We start from the raw sequence: 17,674 nt of genomic DNA, 5'->3' as shown, positions 1-17,674 counted from the left end.
ATTTCTTACTATATAGTATAACAAAAAACCGACTGCTTGGGCAATCGGTCTACGTTTTTTAATTCTTAAAACTATGAATTGGCGCAGGAATCTGACCACCTCGGTTGATAAAATCAACAGAAGATGCTTGGTTGACTTTCATAACAGGAGCTGTTCCTAGAAGACCTCCAAATTCGATCATGTCACCTTCCTTACCCAATGGAATAATACGGACTGCTGTTGTTTTTTGATTAATTACCCCAATGGCTGCCTCATCTGCAATCATTGCTGCAATGGTTTCGGCTGGAGTCGTTTCTGGAATGGCAATCATGTCCAAACCGACAGAACAAATGGCAGTCATAGCTTCTAATTTTTCAAGATTGAGCGATCCACTTTGTACCGCTGCAATCATCCCTTCATCTTCAGATACAGGAATGAATGCGCCTGATAAACCACCTACTTGGTTACAAGCCATAACACCACCTTTTTTCACCGCGTCATTTAGTAAAGCAAGTGCAGCTGTTGTTCCATGTGTGCCAACGGTTTCCAATCCCATTTCCTCCAAGACACGCGCAACAGAGTCCCCGACAGCAGGTGTTGGAGCAAGTGAGAGGTCAACGATACCAAATTTGACACCCAAACGTTCGCTCGCCATATTGCCCACTAGCTGACCGATACGAGTTATTTTAAAGGCTGTTTTCTTCACTGTTTCAGCTACTACATCAAAGCTTTCCCCGCGGACTTTTTCCAGAGCACGCTTTACTACACCTGGCCCAGAAACACCCACATTAATAACGACATCTGCCTCACCAACACCATGGAAAGCGCCAGCCATAAACGGATTATCTTCAACCGCATTCGCAAAAACCACCAACTTAGCAGCACCCATCTCAGAAGCTTCGGCTGTTTCCTTGATGATTCTTCCCATATCTCTCACAGCAGTCATATTAATACCGGACTTTGTCGAACCGATATTAACCGATGAACAAACCTTTGAAGTCTGTGCTAAGGCTTGTGGAATGGAGTTAATCAGAATTTCATCACCTTTTTGATAGCCTTTTTGAACAAGGGCTGAAAAACCTCCGATAAAGTCAATTCCGATTTCATTAGCTGCCTTGTCCAAAGCATGAGCCAATGGGAGATAATCTGTCGCATCAGTCGCCGCGCCAATTAAGGCAATCGGCGTTACAGACACACGTTTATTGACAATAGGAATCCCTAATTCTGCTGCTATTTCATCCCCTACCGAAACCAAATTTTTTGCCTTGGTCACAATTTTAGAATAAACTTTCTCAGCAGCTTTTTCAATGTCAGGGTCAATACAATCTAAAAGAGAAATTCCCATAGTAATCGTCCGAATATCGAAGTGCTGTTCCTCGATCATGGCAATCGTTTCAGTTACCTGTCTAATGTCCATATAAAAATTACTCTCCTTATAGATTGTGCATCGCATCAAAAATTGCTGCACTTTGAATATTGATTTTAACGTTTAAAGCCTCACCATAAGCTTCCAATTCTGCTCGAAGCTTCGTAAAGTCCTTCTTTTCTTCGGCAGATACCAAGGCCATCATAGTGAAATACTGGTCTAAAACAGTTTGAGAAATATCATCAATATTCAGTCCTAATTCTGCAACTTTTCCTGCTACACCAGCTACAATACCCGATTTGTCTTTACCAACAACTGTAATAATTGCTTTCATTTGTTTACCTCGATATAATTTTTTATTATTCTACCACAAATCTGATAAAATCGAAAGAAATGTTAAAAAAAAGGACAGAATATCCGTCCTTTGCTAACATTCATCTATTTTTTAGAACGTTGACCGTACAACTGCCAGTCAATACCACGTGCTTGACACCAATGTTGTACAGATGCAGGCAAGATAAGATCTGTCTTCCTCAACGATGCAATATCTTTTGCACCTAGGAGAGTCATAATATCACGAATTTCACCGTTCATAACCGACAAATCATAAAAAGCCTTCTCCATTTGGTCCATTTTACCATCTTTTACATATTGTAAGATACGGTTAGATAATCCGACTAAATCAGCTCCCAAGGCAAGTGATTTCACAATATCAAATGGATTTTTTATTCCTCCAGACGCTATAATTGCTGGACGCTGTTCGATTGGAAGACTAGCTGCTTCTATCAACGATTCAACCGTAGACTGACCCCATCCTTCCAAATATGTAAACTCATGAAAAATGCGGCGCGCATTCTCAATCTTAGCAAAGTTTGTCCCACCTGTACCAGAAATGTCAACTGTCTCGACTCCAACTGACTTCAATTGCGCTATGGTTTCACGACTCATACCGAAGCCAACTTCTTTAACAATAACAGGAACCTCTAAGTCTCTTACAAGCGATTCAATATTCTTCAACCACATTGAAAAATCACGATCACCTTCTGGCATAATTATCTCTTGAGGAGCATTGATATGAATTTGAATGGCATTAGCTTCTAAGAGATCAATTGCGCGTTTAGCACTTTCAACATCATGGTGAGCACCTAAATTTGCAAAGATAATACCATGTGGGTTTTCACGACGCAAGACTGAAAATGTCTTTGCTACACTTGGATCCTTAATCGCTGCACTCACTGACCCAGAAGCAATTGCGATTTTACTGACATGTCCAATAATTCCCAGCAATTGATTGATTTGACCTGTTTTTTCACTCCCGCCTGTCATGGCATTAATAAAAAATGGTCTGTCAAACTCTAAGCCCGCTACCTGTGTCTTTATTGAAACGTCCTCAATCGCCATTTCAGGTAATGAATGGTGAACAAATCGTGTTTGGGCAAAATCCGCTGCAGATGTATCATTATATTGCAAATCAGCTAATGCAACATGCTGATCTTTACGGTTTAATCCTTCAATTCGTTGATAGATCATATTCTCTCCTTATTTCTTTCTGCAATCGTTAAGGGAAGTGGAAAAATTCCTGCCTGCTCCCAAATAATTTGGATAGCTTCTTTTTGCTCTTGGCTGTCAACTAAACAAATACCACAGTCGCCACCTCCCGCTCCTGATGACTTTGCAACGGCACCATTTGCTTCTGCACTATCACAAAGTTCCGTCAACAAAGGAGTTTCAATGGTTAGACTCATATCTTCCGAAAATTTTCGCAATAAATAGCGATTGCGAGTAACAGCCTGTTTTATACGAGGTATATCTTTATTTTGGCAAGCCCATACCAACTGCTCTACACATACTTTGGAATCATTCAAAAACTGGGAATGAATTTCTTCCTTAGACTGCTGCGTTTTTTTGCTCTCCATATGTGATACTAGGTGCGTTGTCGAGGCAGCAGATCCTGTCCAACCAACTAGTAATTCCAATGGTGCTGGCAACCCAATCTGCTTAATCTGCAAATCTTTCCAATCACTTGCAAGAAGATTACTCAAACCTTGCACAGACATCTGCTCCGATAACCAGGATTTATCAAGGGAATAGTATGCGACAAGTCCGCGAAAACTAGACGCCGCCAAATCGCCATGCGAGCCCGTCATGTTCAATCTTGCCTGAGTCAAAACAGACAATTTGAAAACCAATAAAGGATCCAATTCGTAACCATAATAAAGCAGTATGGCTTCAACAGTAGCAACCGTTACTGCACCTGATGAACCTAGACCATATTTAGTCCCAGAATCTTGGTCATCCAATTCTGATTGAATCGTTACACTGTAGTAGCCCTGACATGGTATCCCTTGTTCACGCAGAAATTCTTCTGATACTTGTAAAGCTGTCGAGACAATCTGATAAGGATTTTCTTCCGAAACAAGAATCTGTTCATTTGTGCGGTGCCATGTTAAAAACATATCAGACTGCTGGGTAGAGTGAATCATTCCACTTTCAGCCGACTCAATACTAACCGTTAAATAACGGTCAACTGCTGCTATCACTGCTGGGTTTCCTGACTCAACCACCGCATATTCTCCAGCCAAAAACAATTTACCTGGAACCTTGGTCACTACCTTCATGTTCTAAACTCTTTTCAAAATTTTTTTGTGATGCGTGCCACTCTTCCTCGCTTAATATATAGGCAGCAGGACCTGGCTTACTGGTAATGATTTTTTCTCTTGGAAAAATCTGAGATAGTTCATTGACAAATTCATCCATCTCACTTTCACGGCAGAGAACTTTAACATTTGGTCCAGCATCCATCGTCATATAAGCTGACAAACCAGTCTTTTCACGAACCTGACGAACAGCCTCTTGAGCAAGCAAACTATCTGCCGTCCAATAGGTAAAAGGGGGATTCGCGGAAAGGGTTGTTGCATGCATTTTCATACCATTGTGTTCTGTAATTTGACCAAGTTTCTCAAAATCACGATTAGCAATGGCCACTTTGATATCTGCCAAATCTGATTGGGCGGTCTCCACCCAAGCGGAATAGAAAGGCGAAGTAGCTACTGTATGATCCATTCCTTCTCGACTTGCAATTTTTTTAGGTCCGGTATTTACAGCCAAGACAATCATAGCAATGTCCCAGTCAGCATCATCAATTGGGTGAGCCATGGAATCTTCGGATCCAGTACCCATATCCCACTCGACAAAGCCACCAAATAGGCTACGTGTGCTTGACCCAGACCCTCTCCTTGCAAAGGTTGAAAGCTGAGCTGGTGACAAATCAAGATGTAAAGCAGTTGCCGTTGCAAGTGCCAGAGCCGCAAAGGCCGATGCAGAACTTGCCAAACCAGCAGCAGTTGGAACAAAATTTAGACTTTCAACTCGAGCAAAGTTCCCTTCACCTATATATTCGCGAAATAAATCCAAAAATCGAGAAATTTTTAAAATTTCTTTTTCATTTTGTACATTTCCATTGAGATAAAACTCGTCACCTGTCAATTCTGAGTCAAAAACAACTTTTGTATCCGTATAAAAAGCATCCAGTGTCAAAGACAAACTGGAGTTCATAGGTAAAAATAGCTCCTTATCTCGTTTCCCCCAGTATTTAATCAAAGCGATATTTGTATGGGCGCGGGCAATTCCTATATTTTTAGTCATTGATTTCTCCTAAATATTGTATCCATGTCTGGCGAGCACCAGCTTGGTCTAATGTTTGAGCTATTTTTTGAGCGTCTTCTGCATTTTTTGCCAATGCAATCATGCAACCTCCTCGACCACCACCAGTTAATTTAGCCCCAAGTGCTCCGGAATCTTGAGAAATGCGTACTAGCTGATCAAGACTGGGATCAGATACACCTAATTCTTGCAGAAGGACATGAGCTTGATTCATTTTACTTCCTAGAAGCTCTGCTTGGTCAGTGGCTAAATCTTCTCTAGCCTGTTTCGCTAAGCTTCCGAGTTCCTCAACAAACTTCATCGCCTCTGGCTTTTTCTTCAATAAATCTGCGACATCTGAAATAGCTTCTAAGGTATTTCCTGTCACACCAGTATCTGCCACTACTAGATAGGCACTGAGTTTGAGTTCTAGTGGCTCTATAGGTTGATTTTTAATAAAAAAGACAGGTGACTTACCACTTGTGGTTGCTGCGTCTATTCCCGACGGATTTCCATGAGCTATTTTTTCCGAGGATTGAACTATTTCCCACAACTCCTTATCGGTCAATATTTTTTCATAATGCGCAAATAGAGCCCGTGCTACAGCAACTGCCACCGCTGCACTTGAACCCATTCCTCTTTCAGCAGGAATAGTCGAGCTAATTTTAATGTGAATGGCCGGATCTGTTGGCGCCCCGATACGATATAGTGAAAAACGTATAGCGTGTTTGAGGCTTTCCCATATTTTGGGCATCTTATGGACAAGGCCCTTATAAAAATCACAGTCGACACTCAGAGCCTCTCCCTGAGCTGTCACTTTGGCAATAATTTCTACAGCAGAAAAAGGCATCGCAATCGCCGGCTGTCCATAAACCACTGAATGCTCGCCCATCAATATAATTTTCCCAGATGCTTTTCCTATTGCCGACATTTTATTCTCCTTATACAATCAGTTCTATTATACCATTTTTACAAAAGAATTGAAGACACGAAAACAGCCGACCATCGTCGACTGCTTTCTAGGAGATTATATGAAAAAGAAAAGTTGTTTGCTATTTCTAGCTTGAAGATAGTATAGCCCTCATAACTTAAACGGAACTGAAAGATTTCTTATGTAAACCTTAAAGATTGCTCGATTTTTTCAAACAACCTAAGACACGAAAACAGCCGACCATCGTCGACTGCTTTCTAGGAGATTATATGAAAAAGAAGTTGTTTGCTATTTCTAGCTTGAAGATAGTATAGCTCTCATAACTTAAACGGAACTGAAAGATTTCTTATGCAAACCTTAAAAAGCAAATCATCCTGTGGAGTATCGGAAGCGAACATATAACAAACTTGCTCGAAAGGCATTATCTACTATAGTTGCAAGCCAAATACTAGGCAAGCCTAATTGATAATTTTTTATTAGAAAATATGCTAGACCTATTCGAACCACCCACATGCCTATACCGGTCGCATAAAAAGGTAGTCGAGCATTGCCCATACCTTGCCAAAGTCCTGTAAAGACAAGAGTTGCTGCTGTAAAAGGTACCCCAAGGACAGAATAGAACAAGACTATCTGACTAGCTTGTGCCACTTGAACATCCATCGTGAAAAGACTAATTAGAAAAGGCCCCGCTAAGTAACTAATGCCTCCTATTACGAACATAAAAATCAGCGAGAGTCCAAGACAAATTCGATAAATCCGTTGAACAGCTAACGAATCTTGCCTACTCTTTGCAGTCATAATAAGCGTTGCTACTGAGATTCCTAAGGTGGGCATATAGTTAAATTGAGTAATGGTTTCTCCAATTGCATTTCCAGCAACAACAGCCGTTCCCAAACCAGTAATCATTCCAACTATGACTACATCACCTGCTCTCATCATCAACCGTTCGCCAATAGCAGGTAGAGCAAGCCTAACTAACTCTTTATCTACAGACCAAGTACTTGGTTTAATAGAGATTGATAGGCGTGACCAAAGTAGACCGCACCCGACTATTCTTGACAATATCGTTCCAAAAGCAACTCCGGCAACCCCTGTATGGAGTACAAAAACTGCAATGGCCGAAAATACGGCATTAAGGAGATTTGAAAATAAACTAATATACATTGGATAACGAGGTTGACCAAGAGTTCTCAGGATTCCACCTAAACAGGTCATAAGTCCCAATAACAAAATACTACCCCCAACCAAGATCAAATAGAGACCACCAAGTTGAGCTACCTCACGTTCTGCCCCCAAGCTAGTCAGCAATGTTGGACCTAGTATAACCGCTAAAATTCCCAGAAATACGCCTACATAAACAGTCAGCTTGACACTATCTGTGACAATGGCAGTAATCTGTACTCCTTTCTCTTTTCCTATAACATGGGCCAATTGGGATGAAACGGCTGCAGCTAACGCAATAAAAACCGCCTGATAGACGGCTAATAGATTATTCGCAATCGATACGCCAGATAATGCTACGATTCCAAGACTGGCGACTAAGTAGGAATCCACCATCCCCATCATCATTTGAAGAAGGTTTTCTCCCATTGCAGGAAAGGCAATTGATAATAATTCTTTGTAAATCTTTTTGTTCATATTCTCCAGTTCATTTTTGTGGTATCAACATCAACTCAATTAATATTTTTTTACTTTAAAAAACAAACTGTCTTATAAACAGTTTGTATAAAAATATCTATACATTAAACACCCAAATATCGTTCTACTTCTGCTTGCATATCCGCAGCTGCAACAACGGTATTGTGGCGAACCGGTGCAGTCTCCAAACCATCTACAGCTGGAGGCAAGGCTACACCTGAAATCTCATGTAATTTTGCAAGAGCTTCAAAGTCAGTTAAACCTGACTGACCAGTCACAGCTTCAACCGCAACCACAGGGAACTTATACGGACTAGCTGTTGAAGCGATTACTGTTGGAGTCTGGTCACCAGTTTGCTGTACATATTTCTTATAAACTGCAGATGCTACAGCCGTATGTGGGTCTTCAATATAGCCTGACTCGTCATAAACACGTTTGATTTCCGCAGCAGTTTCTTCTTCTGTCGCAAAGGCAGCAACAAAGAAAGATAAGATATCCGCGTCAGCCCCCTGAATATCATACTGACCAGCTGTGTTCAAGGCTTCCATTAGCTCCGCTGTTTTGACAGCATCATTACCAAAGAGGTGGAAAATCAAGCGCTCCAAGTTAGATGAAACCAAAATGTCCATAGATGGACTAGTGGTCACGCGGAAAGTACGGTTCTTGTCGTAAATGCCAGTTGAGAAGAAGTCGGTTAGGACATTGTTGTCGTTGGACGCACAGATGAGCTTGCCAACTGGCAAACCGATCTGCTTAGCATAGTAAGCCGCCAAGATGTTACCGAAGTTGCCTGTCGGAACGGTGAAGTTGACCTTGTCGCCCGCCGCAATCTCACCAGTTTTAACCAGCTGAGCGTAGGCATAAACATAGTAAACAATCTGTGGCACTAAGCGACCGATGTTCATGGAGTTGGCTGATGAAAACTGGAGTTTCTTAGCCACCAACTTGGCACGAAGATTCTCATCATTGAACATGTGCTTCACATTAGTCTGAGCATCGTCAAAGTTACCATCAATGGCCACCACGTGGGTATTAGCCCCCGTCTGCGTAGTCATCTGCAATTCTTGGACTTTAGATACCCCGTCGCGTGGGTAGAAGACGATGATTTGTGTACCTGGTACATCCGCAAAGCCGGCCATAGCAGCCTTACCTGTATCACCTGACGTTGCAGTTAAAATGACAATCTCATTTTCCAGACCATGTTTTTTAGCCGCTGTCGTCATCAAATAAGGCAAGATAGACAGGGCCATGTCCTTAAAGGCAATAGTTGAGCCACGGAAAAGTTCCAAGTTGTACTGGCCTTTTAGTTTGACAACTGGGGCAATAGCTGGCGTGTCAAACTTGCTATCGTAGGCATTGTTGATACAGTAGTCCAGCTCATCTGCCGTAAAATCATCCAAAAAAGCCGACAAAATCAACTTGGCAATTTCTTGATAAGAAGCATCTTTGAGTACAGAAAAATCCAACTCAACCCTTGGCATGGAAATAGGGGTAAACAACCCACCATCAGTAGCCAACCCTTGTAAAATGGCTTGACTTGCTGATACGGTATTCTTGGCATCACGTGTTGATTGATATACTAATGTCATGGTATCCCTCGTAAAAAATCTATTTTTTCTATTCTACCATAAATTGACAGAAAATTGGCAAGATATGAGAAATTGTTCCTTCATTTACTAGAATTTCTTAACGATGAAACAAAAAAATCCAAAATCGCATTGATTTTGAATTTTTATATCTATTTTATCCTAAACGTTGTCTAGCATCAGCTGCACGTTGGAAAGCTTGACCGACATAGTTGATACAGAGCATCATCACAAGGATGAATATAGCTGCTGGTAGCCAAATCCATGTCTTATTCTCTAAAATATCTGCATTACGAGCATTGGCAATCAAGGTCCCCAAACTTGGTACTGTCGATGGTAGACCGAAACCAAGATAAGTCAATGAAGTCTCAATACCGATATTCCCAGCAAAGTTCAAGGTCAGGTTGACGATAATCAATGAACTTAAGTTTGGCAAAATTTCACGGAACATAATCATGAAGTCGCTTGTTCCCAATGTTTTAGATGCATTTACATAATCCAAACTTGCCTCTGACAAAGTCCTTGTACGGAAGAGACGAGCCTTAGCTGTCCAGTAGAATGCACTCATTATTAAAATGAAATGATAAATAGTATAATCTTTGATTACAGTTACGAATACAATAATAAGCATTGTAACAGGTAGAATCATAATGAAGTCTACTATACGCATTAAGAAACCGTCAAGACGACCACCATAATAACCTGAGATAACCCCAATTGAAATACCAATTATACTAGTAATAATCGTAATTGCAAAACCAATAACAATAGAATTGCGAGCTCCTATAATTAACTGACCGAAGATATCTTTACCACCTTCATCAGTCCCTAAAATATAACCGTCAACACCTGGTTCCAAGTAGCGCCCTAAAAGGTTTACTTTCATAACTTGTTCTTGATCCAATACTAAGGCACCTATAAAGACAGCCATAAGAACCACTACTAAGATAATAAGTGAAGTTAATGCGAGTCTATCTTTTACAAACTCCCGCGCAATGACACGGAAACCACCTGGAGGAGTTGAATTTGATTGAACTTGTTTTTTCTTTTCTTTACTCATCATACCCCTCCTTCTATTTCACACGGATACGTGGATCTACAATACTCATGATAATATCTGAAATCAATGTCCCCAGCAAGGTACCCATCCCAAAAATTAACAAGAGAGCCAAGATGACACTATAGTCACGGCTTGAGATAGAGTTGAAGAACAATTGACCAATACCTGGATAGGTAAAAATATTTTCAATAAAGATTGAACCACCAATCAAACCAGTCAATTCATAGCCTAAGAATGATGCAATCGGAAGGATAGAGTTACGGAAAATATGGCGGTTATAAACCACTCTCTCCGGAACCCCTTTAGCACGCGCTGTACGAACATAATCCTGACTCTTTGCATCAATAATTCCTGTACGGAGATATTGGATAGTAACCGTAGTTGACAGGATTGCCATTGTAATTGCTGGGAGAATCATATGGTGTAGACGACTCAGAATAGCTGCAAACCCTTCTACGCCACCTCCAATCGAGCCTCGTGTTGGGAACCAACCTAGACTAAAACCAAACAACCACAGCATAAGAATGGCAAATACAAAAACTGGAGTCGAGAAAGTTAAGAAGTTATACACACCAATAATTTTATCCGCCAATGAGTTTTGATAACGACCAGCAATCATACCTAATGGAAGGGCGATAAGATAGGTCAAAATCATGGTTAAAAGCGACAACCAGATCGTGTTATTCAAACGTTGCATAATCACATCGATAACAGGTTGTTTGAAGAGGATACTTTGACCAAAATCACCTTGCAACAAATTACCGACCCAACGGAAATACTGAATATGGATTGGATCATAATATCCAGCTGCAATACGTTTTTGTTCAATAATTGCAGGATCAATATTGGGATCAATCATACCCGTAAACGGATCCCCTGGCATCATCTTAGCAACAAAGAAAGCAATGACACTCAGTATGATAATCTGAGGAATCATCATGAGTAAACGACGTAATATTGTTTTCCACATCTTAGTTTTTACCTCCTTCTGGAAGGGCTACTTGATGAGTTGCCGAAAAAGCTTTCAAATCATACACACGACCGTTTTCATCATAGTACTGACCTTGTTTCTCTTGATATTCCTTTTCTGCAGCCAAACGCTTCTCTTTATTTTTCAAACGATTCACTGGATCAATCGATGGAATAGCTGACAAGAGACGTTTAGTGTAGATATGCTGTGGATTATGATAAATATCATTTTTATTCCCTGTTTCAACAAAACGACCACGATACATAATGAAGAGCTCATCACACATGTGTTGTACAACACCAAGATCGTGGGAAATAAATAGATAGCTTAGTTTGAATTCATCTTGGATGCGTTTCATATAGTTCAATACTTGCGCTTGAACAGATAAGTCCAAGGCAGAAACAGGCTCATCCGCAATAATTAATCGAGGGTTACTTGCCAAAGCACGTGCAACACCAATCCGTTGGCGTTGACCACCTGAGAATTCATGAGGATATTTGATGAGCGCTTCTTCATTTAAACCAATTGTGTCCAACAATTGAAGAACTCTCCTCTTTTCTTCATCTGGAGATAAACGATCAAAATTGCGAATCGGCTCTGCAATAATATCCAAAATCCGTTTTTTGGGATTAAAACTGGAAAGTGAATCTTGGAAAATCATTTGAACATCGCGGTTAAAGTTGCCTTTCTTACCACGAGATTTATTCGTTACATCTTTTCCTTCATAGAAAATCTGACCTGAGGTCGCACGTTCCAAACCAATAATAGCCTTACCAATGGTTGATTTTCCTGATCCTGATTCACCAACTAAACCATACGTTTTACCTTCATCAAACTCAATATTAATACCATCTACAGCATAAACATGGTCTGTAACACGGTTGAAGAAGCCACTACGAATTGGATAATGGACTTTCAAATCTTTTACTTCAATAAATCCCACTATTAGGCCTCCCCTTCAAAATAGAATGTCTCATGGCAGGTGCAACGAACAAAATGATTCGGACCTACCTCATGCATGCTAGGATTTTCTTCATGTGCTTCCGCACCAATCCATGGAATGCGTGGAGCAAAGCGGCAACCTGTACGAAGCATTTTTGTAATTGGTGGTACAATTCCTTCAATTACATGGAGTTCTCCACCCTCGCTACCTGTTTGTGGATTTGATTTCAAGAGTGAACGAGTGTACGGGTGTTTCGGATTTGTAAATAATTCCTCAACAGGTGCAACCTCTACAAATTGTCCACCGTACATAACAGCTACTCGATCAGCAGTCTCTGCCACAACTCCCAAATCATGGGTAATCAAAATGATACCTGAACCTGTCTCTGCCTGAATGTCATTTAAAAGATCCAAAATTTGTGCTTGAATCGTAACATCTAATGCAGTTGTTGGTTCATCCGCAATGATAATTGGTGGTTTACAAGATAATGCCATAGCGATAATTATCCGCTGACGCATACCACCTGAAAGTTCATGGGGATATTGTTTAAATGTCCGCTTTGGATTTGGAATTCCAACTTGAGCCAACAACTCTAGCACACGTTCCGTGCGGGCATTTGCATCCAAATCAGTATGATAGAAAAGCGCTTCATCTATTTGTGCCCCAATTGTCATCAATGGGTTTAGAGAAGCCAAAGGATCTTGGAAAATCATTCCAATATCATTACCACGCACTGTATTATACTCAGCTTCATCCATTCCAATTAATTCCATATCATTGTACTGGATGCTCCCTGTAATTTTGGTATTCAAGGGATTGTGTAACCCCATAATTGTTGTTGCTAAAGTTGATTTACCACATCCTGATTCCCCAACGATTGCCAAAATTTCATTTTTTTGCAATGAAATATCAACACCATCAACGGCATCAAAATAGTCATCTCCAATACGGAAACCGACATGCAGATTTTTAATGTCCAAAAGCTTTTTTTCAGTAGCCACGCTTTCTCCTCCTTTTTTCATCAGCTAACCAAACCTATTCAATACTAATACTTACAAAATTCAATTTCCTGAAGAATATGGTCAGCCAATTTGATAACAAGTTATACTAATCAATCAAGTGTTTCATTAAACATGTAAACGGTTACCTTCGCTCAAAAAACGAAACGTTCGTATTTAGTATACCTTATCTACTATACCATAACTATCTGAAAATTCCAATAGTTATCTGAAAAAAGCCAAACGAGTTGGCTTTTTTTCAGATTATTATTAAAACTCAACCTTATTTAGCTGCTACACCTTTATCGGCTGTGAGTTCAATGTTCTCAAGAGCAATACCATTTTCTGACGCGGAACCATAGTTAGTGTCAAAGTTTTTAACACGCTTATTCACTGCAGTAATCGCTTCTGATTCAAATGTTGGAATAGCAAACGCTTGTTCAGCAGCATATTTTTGCCATGCTTTGTAGTTCTTCAAGTTTGTTTTTTCATCAAATGAAGCATCAGAACCAATCGCATCCAACAACTCAGTATTCTTTTCATCTACAAAACGTGACATGTTAAATGGTGCAGTTTCTCCCCAAAGTCCATTAGGGTTTGGATCGTAACCAGTTGACCATCCACCAGCATACATGTCAATAGACGCATCATTAGCTTGGATTGCATCATAGAATGTGTTGATTTCTACAGTTCGACCAGTATACAGTTCAACATTCAAACCAACTTCTTTCCACCAAGCAATGTATTGTTGAACAAGTGCTTCGTTTGCCTCAGTACGTTTACGAGCAGCAAATGTAATCTTGAATTCTTTTCCATCTTTGCCTTCACGAATACCATCACCATCAACATCTTTATAGCCAGCTTCATCCAAAAGTTTATTCGCTTTATCAGGATCGTATGAATAGCCTTCTAATTCAGAATCATGAAGATCACCAAAGAATGAAATAATGAGTGAGTTAGCTGGGTGATATAGACCATTGTATAGTTTCTCCCCTGCTGTTTTCGTATCAATCGCATACGCAATCGCTTGACGAAGTTTCACATCATTCATCTTAGCATTTTCATCCATAACATTCTTTTCAGATGCTTCATCATATTTTCCAAGATTGAATGAGATATATTCATATGAAGATTCTAGAGATCCAACCAGGTTAAGGTTAGAGGCATCTTTGTAAGAATCCAACTGATCAGCTGGCATTTCTGCAATGTCGTAGTTACCAGCTTTCATTTCAGAAACAATTGTATCAGGTGACACAATATCAATCTTCAATGAACTTGTTTTTGGTGTTGTCCCTTTGAAGTAGTATTCATTTGGAACATAAGTGATTGACTCACCATTAACGATTTCTTTGATTTTCCATGGTCCCATACCGACAAGTTTTGCAGTACGTGAGTACTCACTGCTTTCCCATTCTGCAACTGGAATATCTTTGTAGATATGTTCAGGTTGAACATACGAAGGAACATCACCACCAGCATACATCATTGAAGGTGTCATTTCTTTGACAGTCAATTCTACAGTGTAATCGTCAACTTTTTTAAGACCTGAGATATCTGAAGCAGTTCCAGCAACAAATTCATCCATACCCACAATGTTCAAGAATTTATCATCAAAACGAACACCTGTGTAATCTTTGCTTGCCATTGCTTTAATTGTGAAAATATAGTCATCAATTGTAAATGGTTCACCATCTGACCACTTATAGTCTTTACCAGTCAAGCTAACAGTGATTTTCTTACCATCAACATCAAATTCCGCTTTCGCAAGACCAGAATCATCTAATTTACGCTCCCCATCCCAACCAAACATTGAAATATCTACCATACCACCAAAGGTTGAGTCAGTAGTATTTTCAGTCAATTCATCAATCAACAGACCTGAAGAAGTTGATGCTGACACCCAAGCATATTTCAATTGAGCGCTCGAATCTGCTGTACCATCTTGTTTTACTTCTGCTGGGAAAGATAACTCCGCTGTCTCAGAACTTGAAGAAGATTTAGAACCACACGCAGCAAGCACAGATGCCGAAAGAAGCGTTACACCCGCTAGAGCAAATAATTTAGTCGTCTTTTTCATAGAACACCTCTGTTTCATATAATTCGACATTTAGTATAATGTCTTATGGAATTATTATATCATAAAATTTTCTTAAATCACGTCTTTTTGTCAGAAAATTTCACAAAAAACAGATTTTTCAGTATTTTCTAATCTTTTTCTATATATTTTCAGATTTTTTCTCACAATTCTTGTGATATAATGGTAAGGAAATGAGGTTAAAGGATTCATAATGCGTAAAATATTTTTAACACTGCTAACAATGTCAACTCTTTTTCTTGGAATCACCCCTGTACTTGCTGAAGATTTTTCAGTTGCTGCCAAACATGCTATTGCAGTAGAAGTTTCAACAGGCAAGGTTTTATATGAACAAGATGCCCAAACACCTGCTAGCATTGCTTCCATCAGTAAGTTGCTGAGTGTTTACTTGGTTTATGAGGCTTTAGAAAAAGGGGAGATTCAATTAGATACTATGGTGGATATATCAGACTATCCATATAGCTTAACTGCCAACACAGAATTGAGCAATGTAAACCTTGATGCCCGCTCTTATTCTGTCAGCGATTTGCTGAATGCATCTCTGATTACTTCTTCTAATAGTGCGATTATTGCGTTAGCTGAGAAAATTGCTGGTAGCGAAGCTGCATTTGTTGATAAAATGAAAGCTAAGGTCGCTGAATGGGGAATCACCGATGCTACCATTGTCAACGTTTCTGGCCTAGATAACTCGGATTTAGGAGATAATATCTATCCAGGGTCCAAGCCTGAAGATGTCAACTTGTTTTCAGCACAAGATGTTGCAATTATTGCACGTCGTCTCATCCTGGACTTTCCACAAGTATTAGATATCACTTCATTGAATGCCTATGATTTTGGTGGATATACCTATTATAGTACTAACCAGATGCTAAGTGAAGGTACACATGCCCGAGGTGGTGTAGATGGATTAAAGACAGGAAATTCTGATTCAGCAGGGTCAAGCTTTGTTGCTACAACAAATCAAGCAAATATGAGGATCATTACAGTTGTTCTAAATGCTACTGATGGGTTGACAAATTCAGATAATCGCTTTGTAGAAACAAATAACCTGATGAATTATGTCTATAATAATTACTCAGCTATTACTCTCGTAAAAAAGGGGGAAGCTTTTGAGAATAGCTCTGTTAAACTATTTAATGGTAGTAAATCATCCAGTCCTGCCGTTGCAACCGCCGATTTGCTTGCTATTCAAAAAAATAACTCTGAACAACCAGTGACCGCTACTTTTACTGCAACTCAATCAGAATTTGATGCACCTATCACTTCTGGAACTGTAGTAGGACAATTAAAATTAGTAGATAAAGATTTAATTGGAGCTGGGTATCTTGATAACCTTGCTCAAATAGATATGATTATACCAGATACTCTGAAAACCGCCCCATGGCCTGTCTCTTGGTGGAATCAATTTGTGAGATATGTCAATGAAAAATTGTAGATAGTGAAAATATTTCTAAAGCCTTCATAATAATTTCGAACGATGACTTTTTAAACGTTTGGTATAATTACGAAAACATCAATTGGTCCAGATAATCATCTTAGGAATATTGTTCTTTAAGTTTACTTTTTCTCAGGCAATGTACCACAGGCATAGCTGAAATTAGACAAGGTGAGTAAACAAAGCGATAATCGACAAACGTGATGATAATAAAAGAAATTCAATTTCTATTTAATAAAGTCTATAATAAAACGAACAAAGGACAAGACCCTTGTTCGTTTTATTGTAGTCAAATGAATTATATTCAATGAAAATCAAATTCAGACTAGCTCTAATGGATTGGGGAACCTTTGGAGGTTGGAAATCAGACTTGCGAAACAAGTCGCTTTCCTAGAGTACTGCAAGCCGAAAGTAACTACGTATCAAAACAAATTTAAATATGCACATTTTGCAATCCACCATCCACTACTATACATTTAGCGATATCTTAGTATAGTCGAATGAATTAGCTTTCAAACAAGGAACTGAGGCGAACAGCCTGAAGGCTGTTCTAGGTTGGAAATAAGACCTGCGAAGCAAGTCACTTTCGTAGAGTACGGCAAGGCGAAAGTGACGATGTATCAAAGCTAATTAAAATGACTATACCACCACTAATCTCCTTAGAAAAGTCGGCTACATATCATGTGAACAACAAAAAAAGACTAGCCTCAGCTAGTCTACTATGCGGAGAGTGGGACTTGAACCCACACGACCTAAAGCGGTCACAGGATCCTTAGTCCTGCGCGTCTGCCAATTCCGCCATCCCCGCTCAACACAAGAACTAGTATAACATGAGGAGGTGGCCTTGTCAATACTTTTTAATTATTTTTTGAAATCTTTTGAGCTCGCTAAATTCTCAAAGTAAGTTCTAGTCTAACACCAAAACTGGAAATTAGACTGAGACAAAAAAATAAGGTAGAACTTACTATGGGACAAGTTGGTAACTGACAATGAAAAACAAACACTTAACTCTCTCTGACCGCAATGATATT

The 17,674-nt window shown here is 39.6% G+C and carries 14 protein-coding genes and 1 tRNA gene; 1 reads left to right on the top strand and 14 read right to left on the bottom strand.

Features of this window, described 5'->3' with window-relative positions; translation table 11 throughout:
* Positions 1–58 precede the first annotated feature (58 nt).
* From K6V43_RS05170 to K6V43_RS05110, 13 genes are all read right to left on the bottom strand, one after another.
* Complete coding sequence (locus K6V43_RS05170) at positions 59–1,396, bottom strand: PFL family protein (RefSeq protein ID WP_024391417.1); 1,338 nt, start codon at positions 1,394–1,396, stop codon at positions 59–61.
* 16 nt (positions 1,397–1,412) lie between these two features.
* The gene (locus tag K6V43_RS05165; protein WP_024397024.1) at positions 1,413–1,679 is read right to left on the bottom strand and encodes an ACT domain-containing protein; all 267 of its coding nucleotides are present in this window, start codon (positions 1,677–1,679) and stop codon (positions 1,413–1,415) included.
* Positions 1,680–1,783: 104 nt separating this feature from the next.
* Positions 1,784–2,875 (bottom strand): type 2 isopentenyl-diphosphate Delta-isomerase, encoded by a 1,092-nt coding sequence (fni, locus tag K6V43_RS05160; RefSeq protein ID WP_222382067.1) that lies wholly within the window; start codon positions 2,873–2,875, stop codon positions 1,784–1,786.
* Positions 2,872–3,963 (bottom strand): phosphomevalonate kinase, encoded by a 1,092-nt coding sequence (locus K6V43_RS05155; protein ID WP_222382065.1) that lies wholly within the window; start codon positions 3,961–3,963, stop codon positions 2,872–2,874. Before K6V43_RS05155 ends, fni begins: the two co-directional genes overlap by 4 nt.
* A complete protein-coding gene (gene mvaD, locus K6V43_RS05150) occupies positions 3,935–4,990 on the bottom strand; it encodes a diphosphomevalonate decarboxylase (RefSeq protein ID WP_222382063.1) in 1,056 nt (351 codons plus the stop codon). The genes K6V43_RS05155 and mvaD overlap by 29 nt, the downstream gene beginning before the upstream one ends.
* Entirely contained in the window at positions 4,983–5,918 is a 936-nt protein-coding gene (mvk, locus tag K6V43_RS05145; RefSeq protein ID WP_222382061.1) for a mevalonate kinase, read from the bottom strand. Before mvk ends, mvaD begins: the two co-directional genes overlap by 8 nt.
* A gap of 369 nt (positions 5,919–6,287) precedes the next feature.
* Positions 6,288–7,556: an MATE family efflux transporter gene (locus K6V43_RS05140; protein WP_222382059.1), complete on the bottom strand. Its 1,269-nt coding sequence runs from the start codon at positions 7,554–7,556 to the stop codon at positions 6,288–6,290.
* Between the two features lie 104 nt (positions 7,557–7,660).
* Positions 7,661–9,145 (bottom strand): threonine synthase, encoded by a 1,485-nt coding sequence (gene thrC, locus K6V43_RS05135; RefSeq protein WP_222382057.1) that lies wholly within the window; start codon positions 9,143–9,145, stop codon positions 7,661–7,663.
* 154 nt (positions 9,146–9,299) lie between these two features.
* On the bottom strand, positions 9,300–10,202 hold the full coding sequence (locus K6V43_RS05130; RefSeq protein ID WP_222382099.1) for an ABC transporter permease: 903 nt from the start codon (positions 10,200–10,202) through the stop codon (positions 9,300–9,302).
* Between the two features lie 13 nt (positions 10,203–10,215).
* On the bottom strand, positions 10,216–11,172 hold the full coding sequence (gene opp4B / locus K6V43_RS05125; RefSeq protein WP_222382055.1) for an oligopeptide ABC transporter permease: 957 nt from the start codon (positions 11,170–11,172) through the stop codon (positions 10,216–10,218).
* A gap of 1 nt (position 11,173) precedes the next feature.
* The gene (locus tag K6V43_RS05120) at positions 11,174–12,115 is read right to left on the bottom strand and encodes an ATP-binding cassette domain-containing protein (protein ID WP_337250527.1); all 942 of its coding nucleotides are present in this window, start codon (positions 12,113–12,115) and stop codon (positions 11,174–11,176) included.
* A 2-nt stretch (positions 12,116–12,117) separates the two neighbouring features.
* The gene (locus tag K6V43_RS05115) at positions 12,118–13,137 is read right to left on the bottom strand and encodes an ABC transporter ATP-binding protein (RefSeq protein WP_222382054.1); all 1,020 of its coding nucleotides are present in this window, start codon (positions 13,135–13,137) and stop codon (positions 12,118–12,120) included.
* 259 nt (positions 13,138–13,396) lie between these two features.
* Entirely contained in the window at positions 13,397–15,190 is a 1,794-nt protein-coding gene (locus tag K6V43_RS05110; RefSeq protein WP_222382052.1) for an oligopeptide ABC transporter substrate-binding protein, read from the bottom strand.
* 211 nt (positions 15,191–15,401) lie between these two features.
* Between K6V43_RS05110 and pbp3 the strand changes: the two genes are divergently transcribed.
* Entirely contained in the window at positions 15,402–16,643 is a 1,242-nt protein-coding gene (pbp3, locus tag K6V43_RS05105; protein WP_222382050.1) for a D-alanyl-D-alanine carboxypeptidase PBP3, read from the top strand.
* A gap of 722 nt (positions 16,644–17,365) precedes the next feature.
* Here the strand turns inward: pbp3 and K6V43_RS05100 are convergent.
* Positions 17,366–17,451 (bottom strand) — tRNA-Leu (locus K6V43_RS05100).
* Positions 17,452–17,674: the final 223 nt, after the last annotated feature.

Origin of the sequence: Streptococcus suis (assembly GCF_019794615.1) — a bacterium.
Lineage (GTDB): Bacteria > Bacillota > Bacilli > Lactobacillales > Streptococcaceae > Streptococcus > Streptococcus suis_AI.
The sequence above is the reverse complement of the archived record's forward strand: the minus strand, read 5'-3'. Positions and strand labels throughout refer to the sequence as shown.

Excerpts from the sequence above, each read along its gene's own strand:
- K6V43_RS05170 (WP_024391417.1), bottom strand. The coding sequence starts at position 1,396 with ATGGACATTAGACAGGTAACTGAAACGATTGCCATGATCGAGGAACAG.
- pbp3 (WP_222382050.1), top strand. The coding sequence starts at position 15,402 with ATGCGTAAAATATTTTTAACACTGCTAACAATGTCAACTCTTTTTCTT.
- mvaD (WP_222382063.1), bottom strand. The coding sequence starts at position 4,990 with ATGACTAAAAATATAGGAATTGCCCGCGCCCATACAAATATCGCTTTG.
- K6V43_RS05140 (WP_222382059.1), bottom strand. The coding sequence starts at position 7,556 with ATGAACAAAAAGATTTACAAAGAATTATTATCAATTGCCTTTCCTGCA.
- K6V43_RS05110 (WP_222382052.1), bottom strand. The coding sequence starts at position 15,190 with ATGAAAAAGACGACTAAATTATTTGCTCTAGCGGGTGTAACGCTTCTT.
- K6V43_RS05165 (WP_024397024.1), bottom strand. The coding sequence starts at position 1,679 with ATGAAAGCAATTATTACAGTTGTTGGTAAAGACAAATCGGGTATTGTA.
- mvk (WP_222382061.1), bottom strand. The coding sequence starts at position 5,918 with ATGTCGGCAATAGGAAAAGCATCTGGGAAAATTATATTGATGGGCGAG.
- thrC (WP_222382057.1), bottom strand. The coding sequence starts at position 9,145 with ATGACATTAGTATATCAATCAACACGTGATGCCAAGAATACCGTATCA.
- K6V43_RS05115 (WP_222382054.1), bottom strand. The coding sequence starts at position 13,137 with ATGAAAAAAGGAGGAGAAAGCGTGGCTACTGAAAAAAAGCTTTTGGAC.
- opp4B (WP_222382055.1), bottom strand. The coding sequence starts at position 11,172 with ATGTGGAAAACAATATTACGTCGTTTACTCATGATGATTCCTCAGATT.
- fni (WP_222382067.1), bottom strand. The coding sequence starts at position 2,875 with ATGATCTATCAACGAATTGAAGGATTAAACCGTAAAGATCAGCATGTT.
- K6V43_RS05130 (WP_222382099.1), bottom strand. The coding sequence starts at position 10,202 with ATGAGTAAAGAAAAGAAAAAACAAGTTCAATCAAATTCAACTCCTCCA.
- K6V43_RS05155 (WP_222382065.1), bottom strand. The coding sequence starts at position 3,963 with ATGAAGGTAGTGACCAAGGTTCCAGGTAAATTGTTTTTGGCTGGAGAA.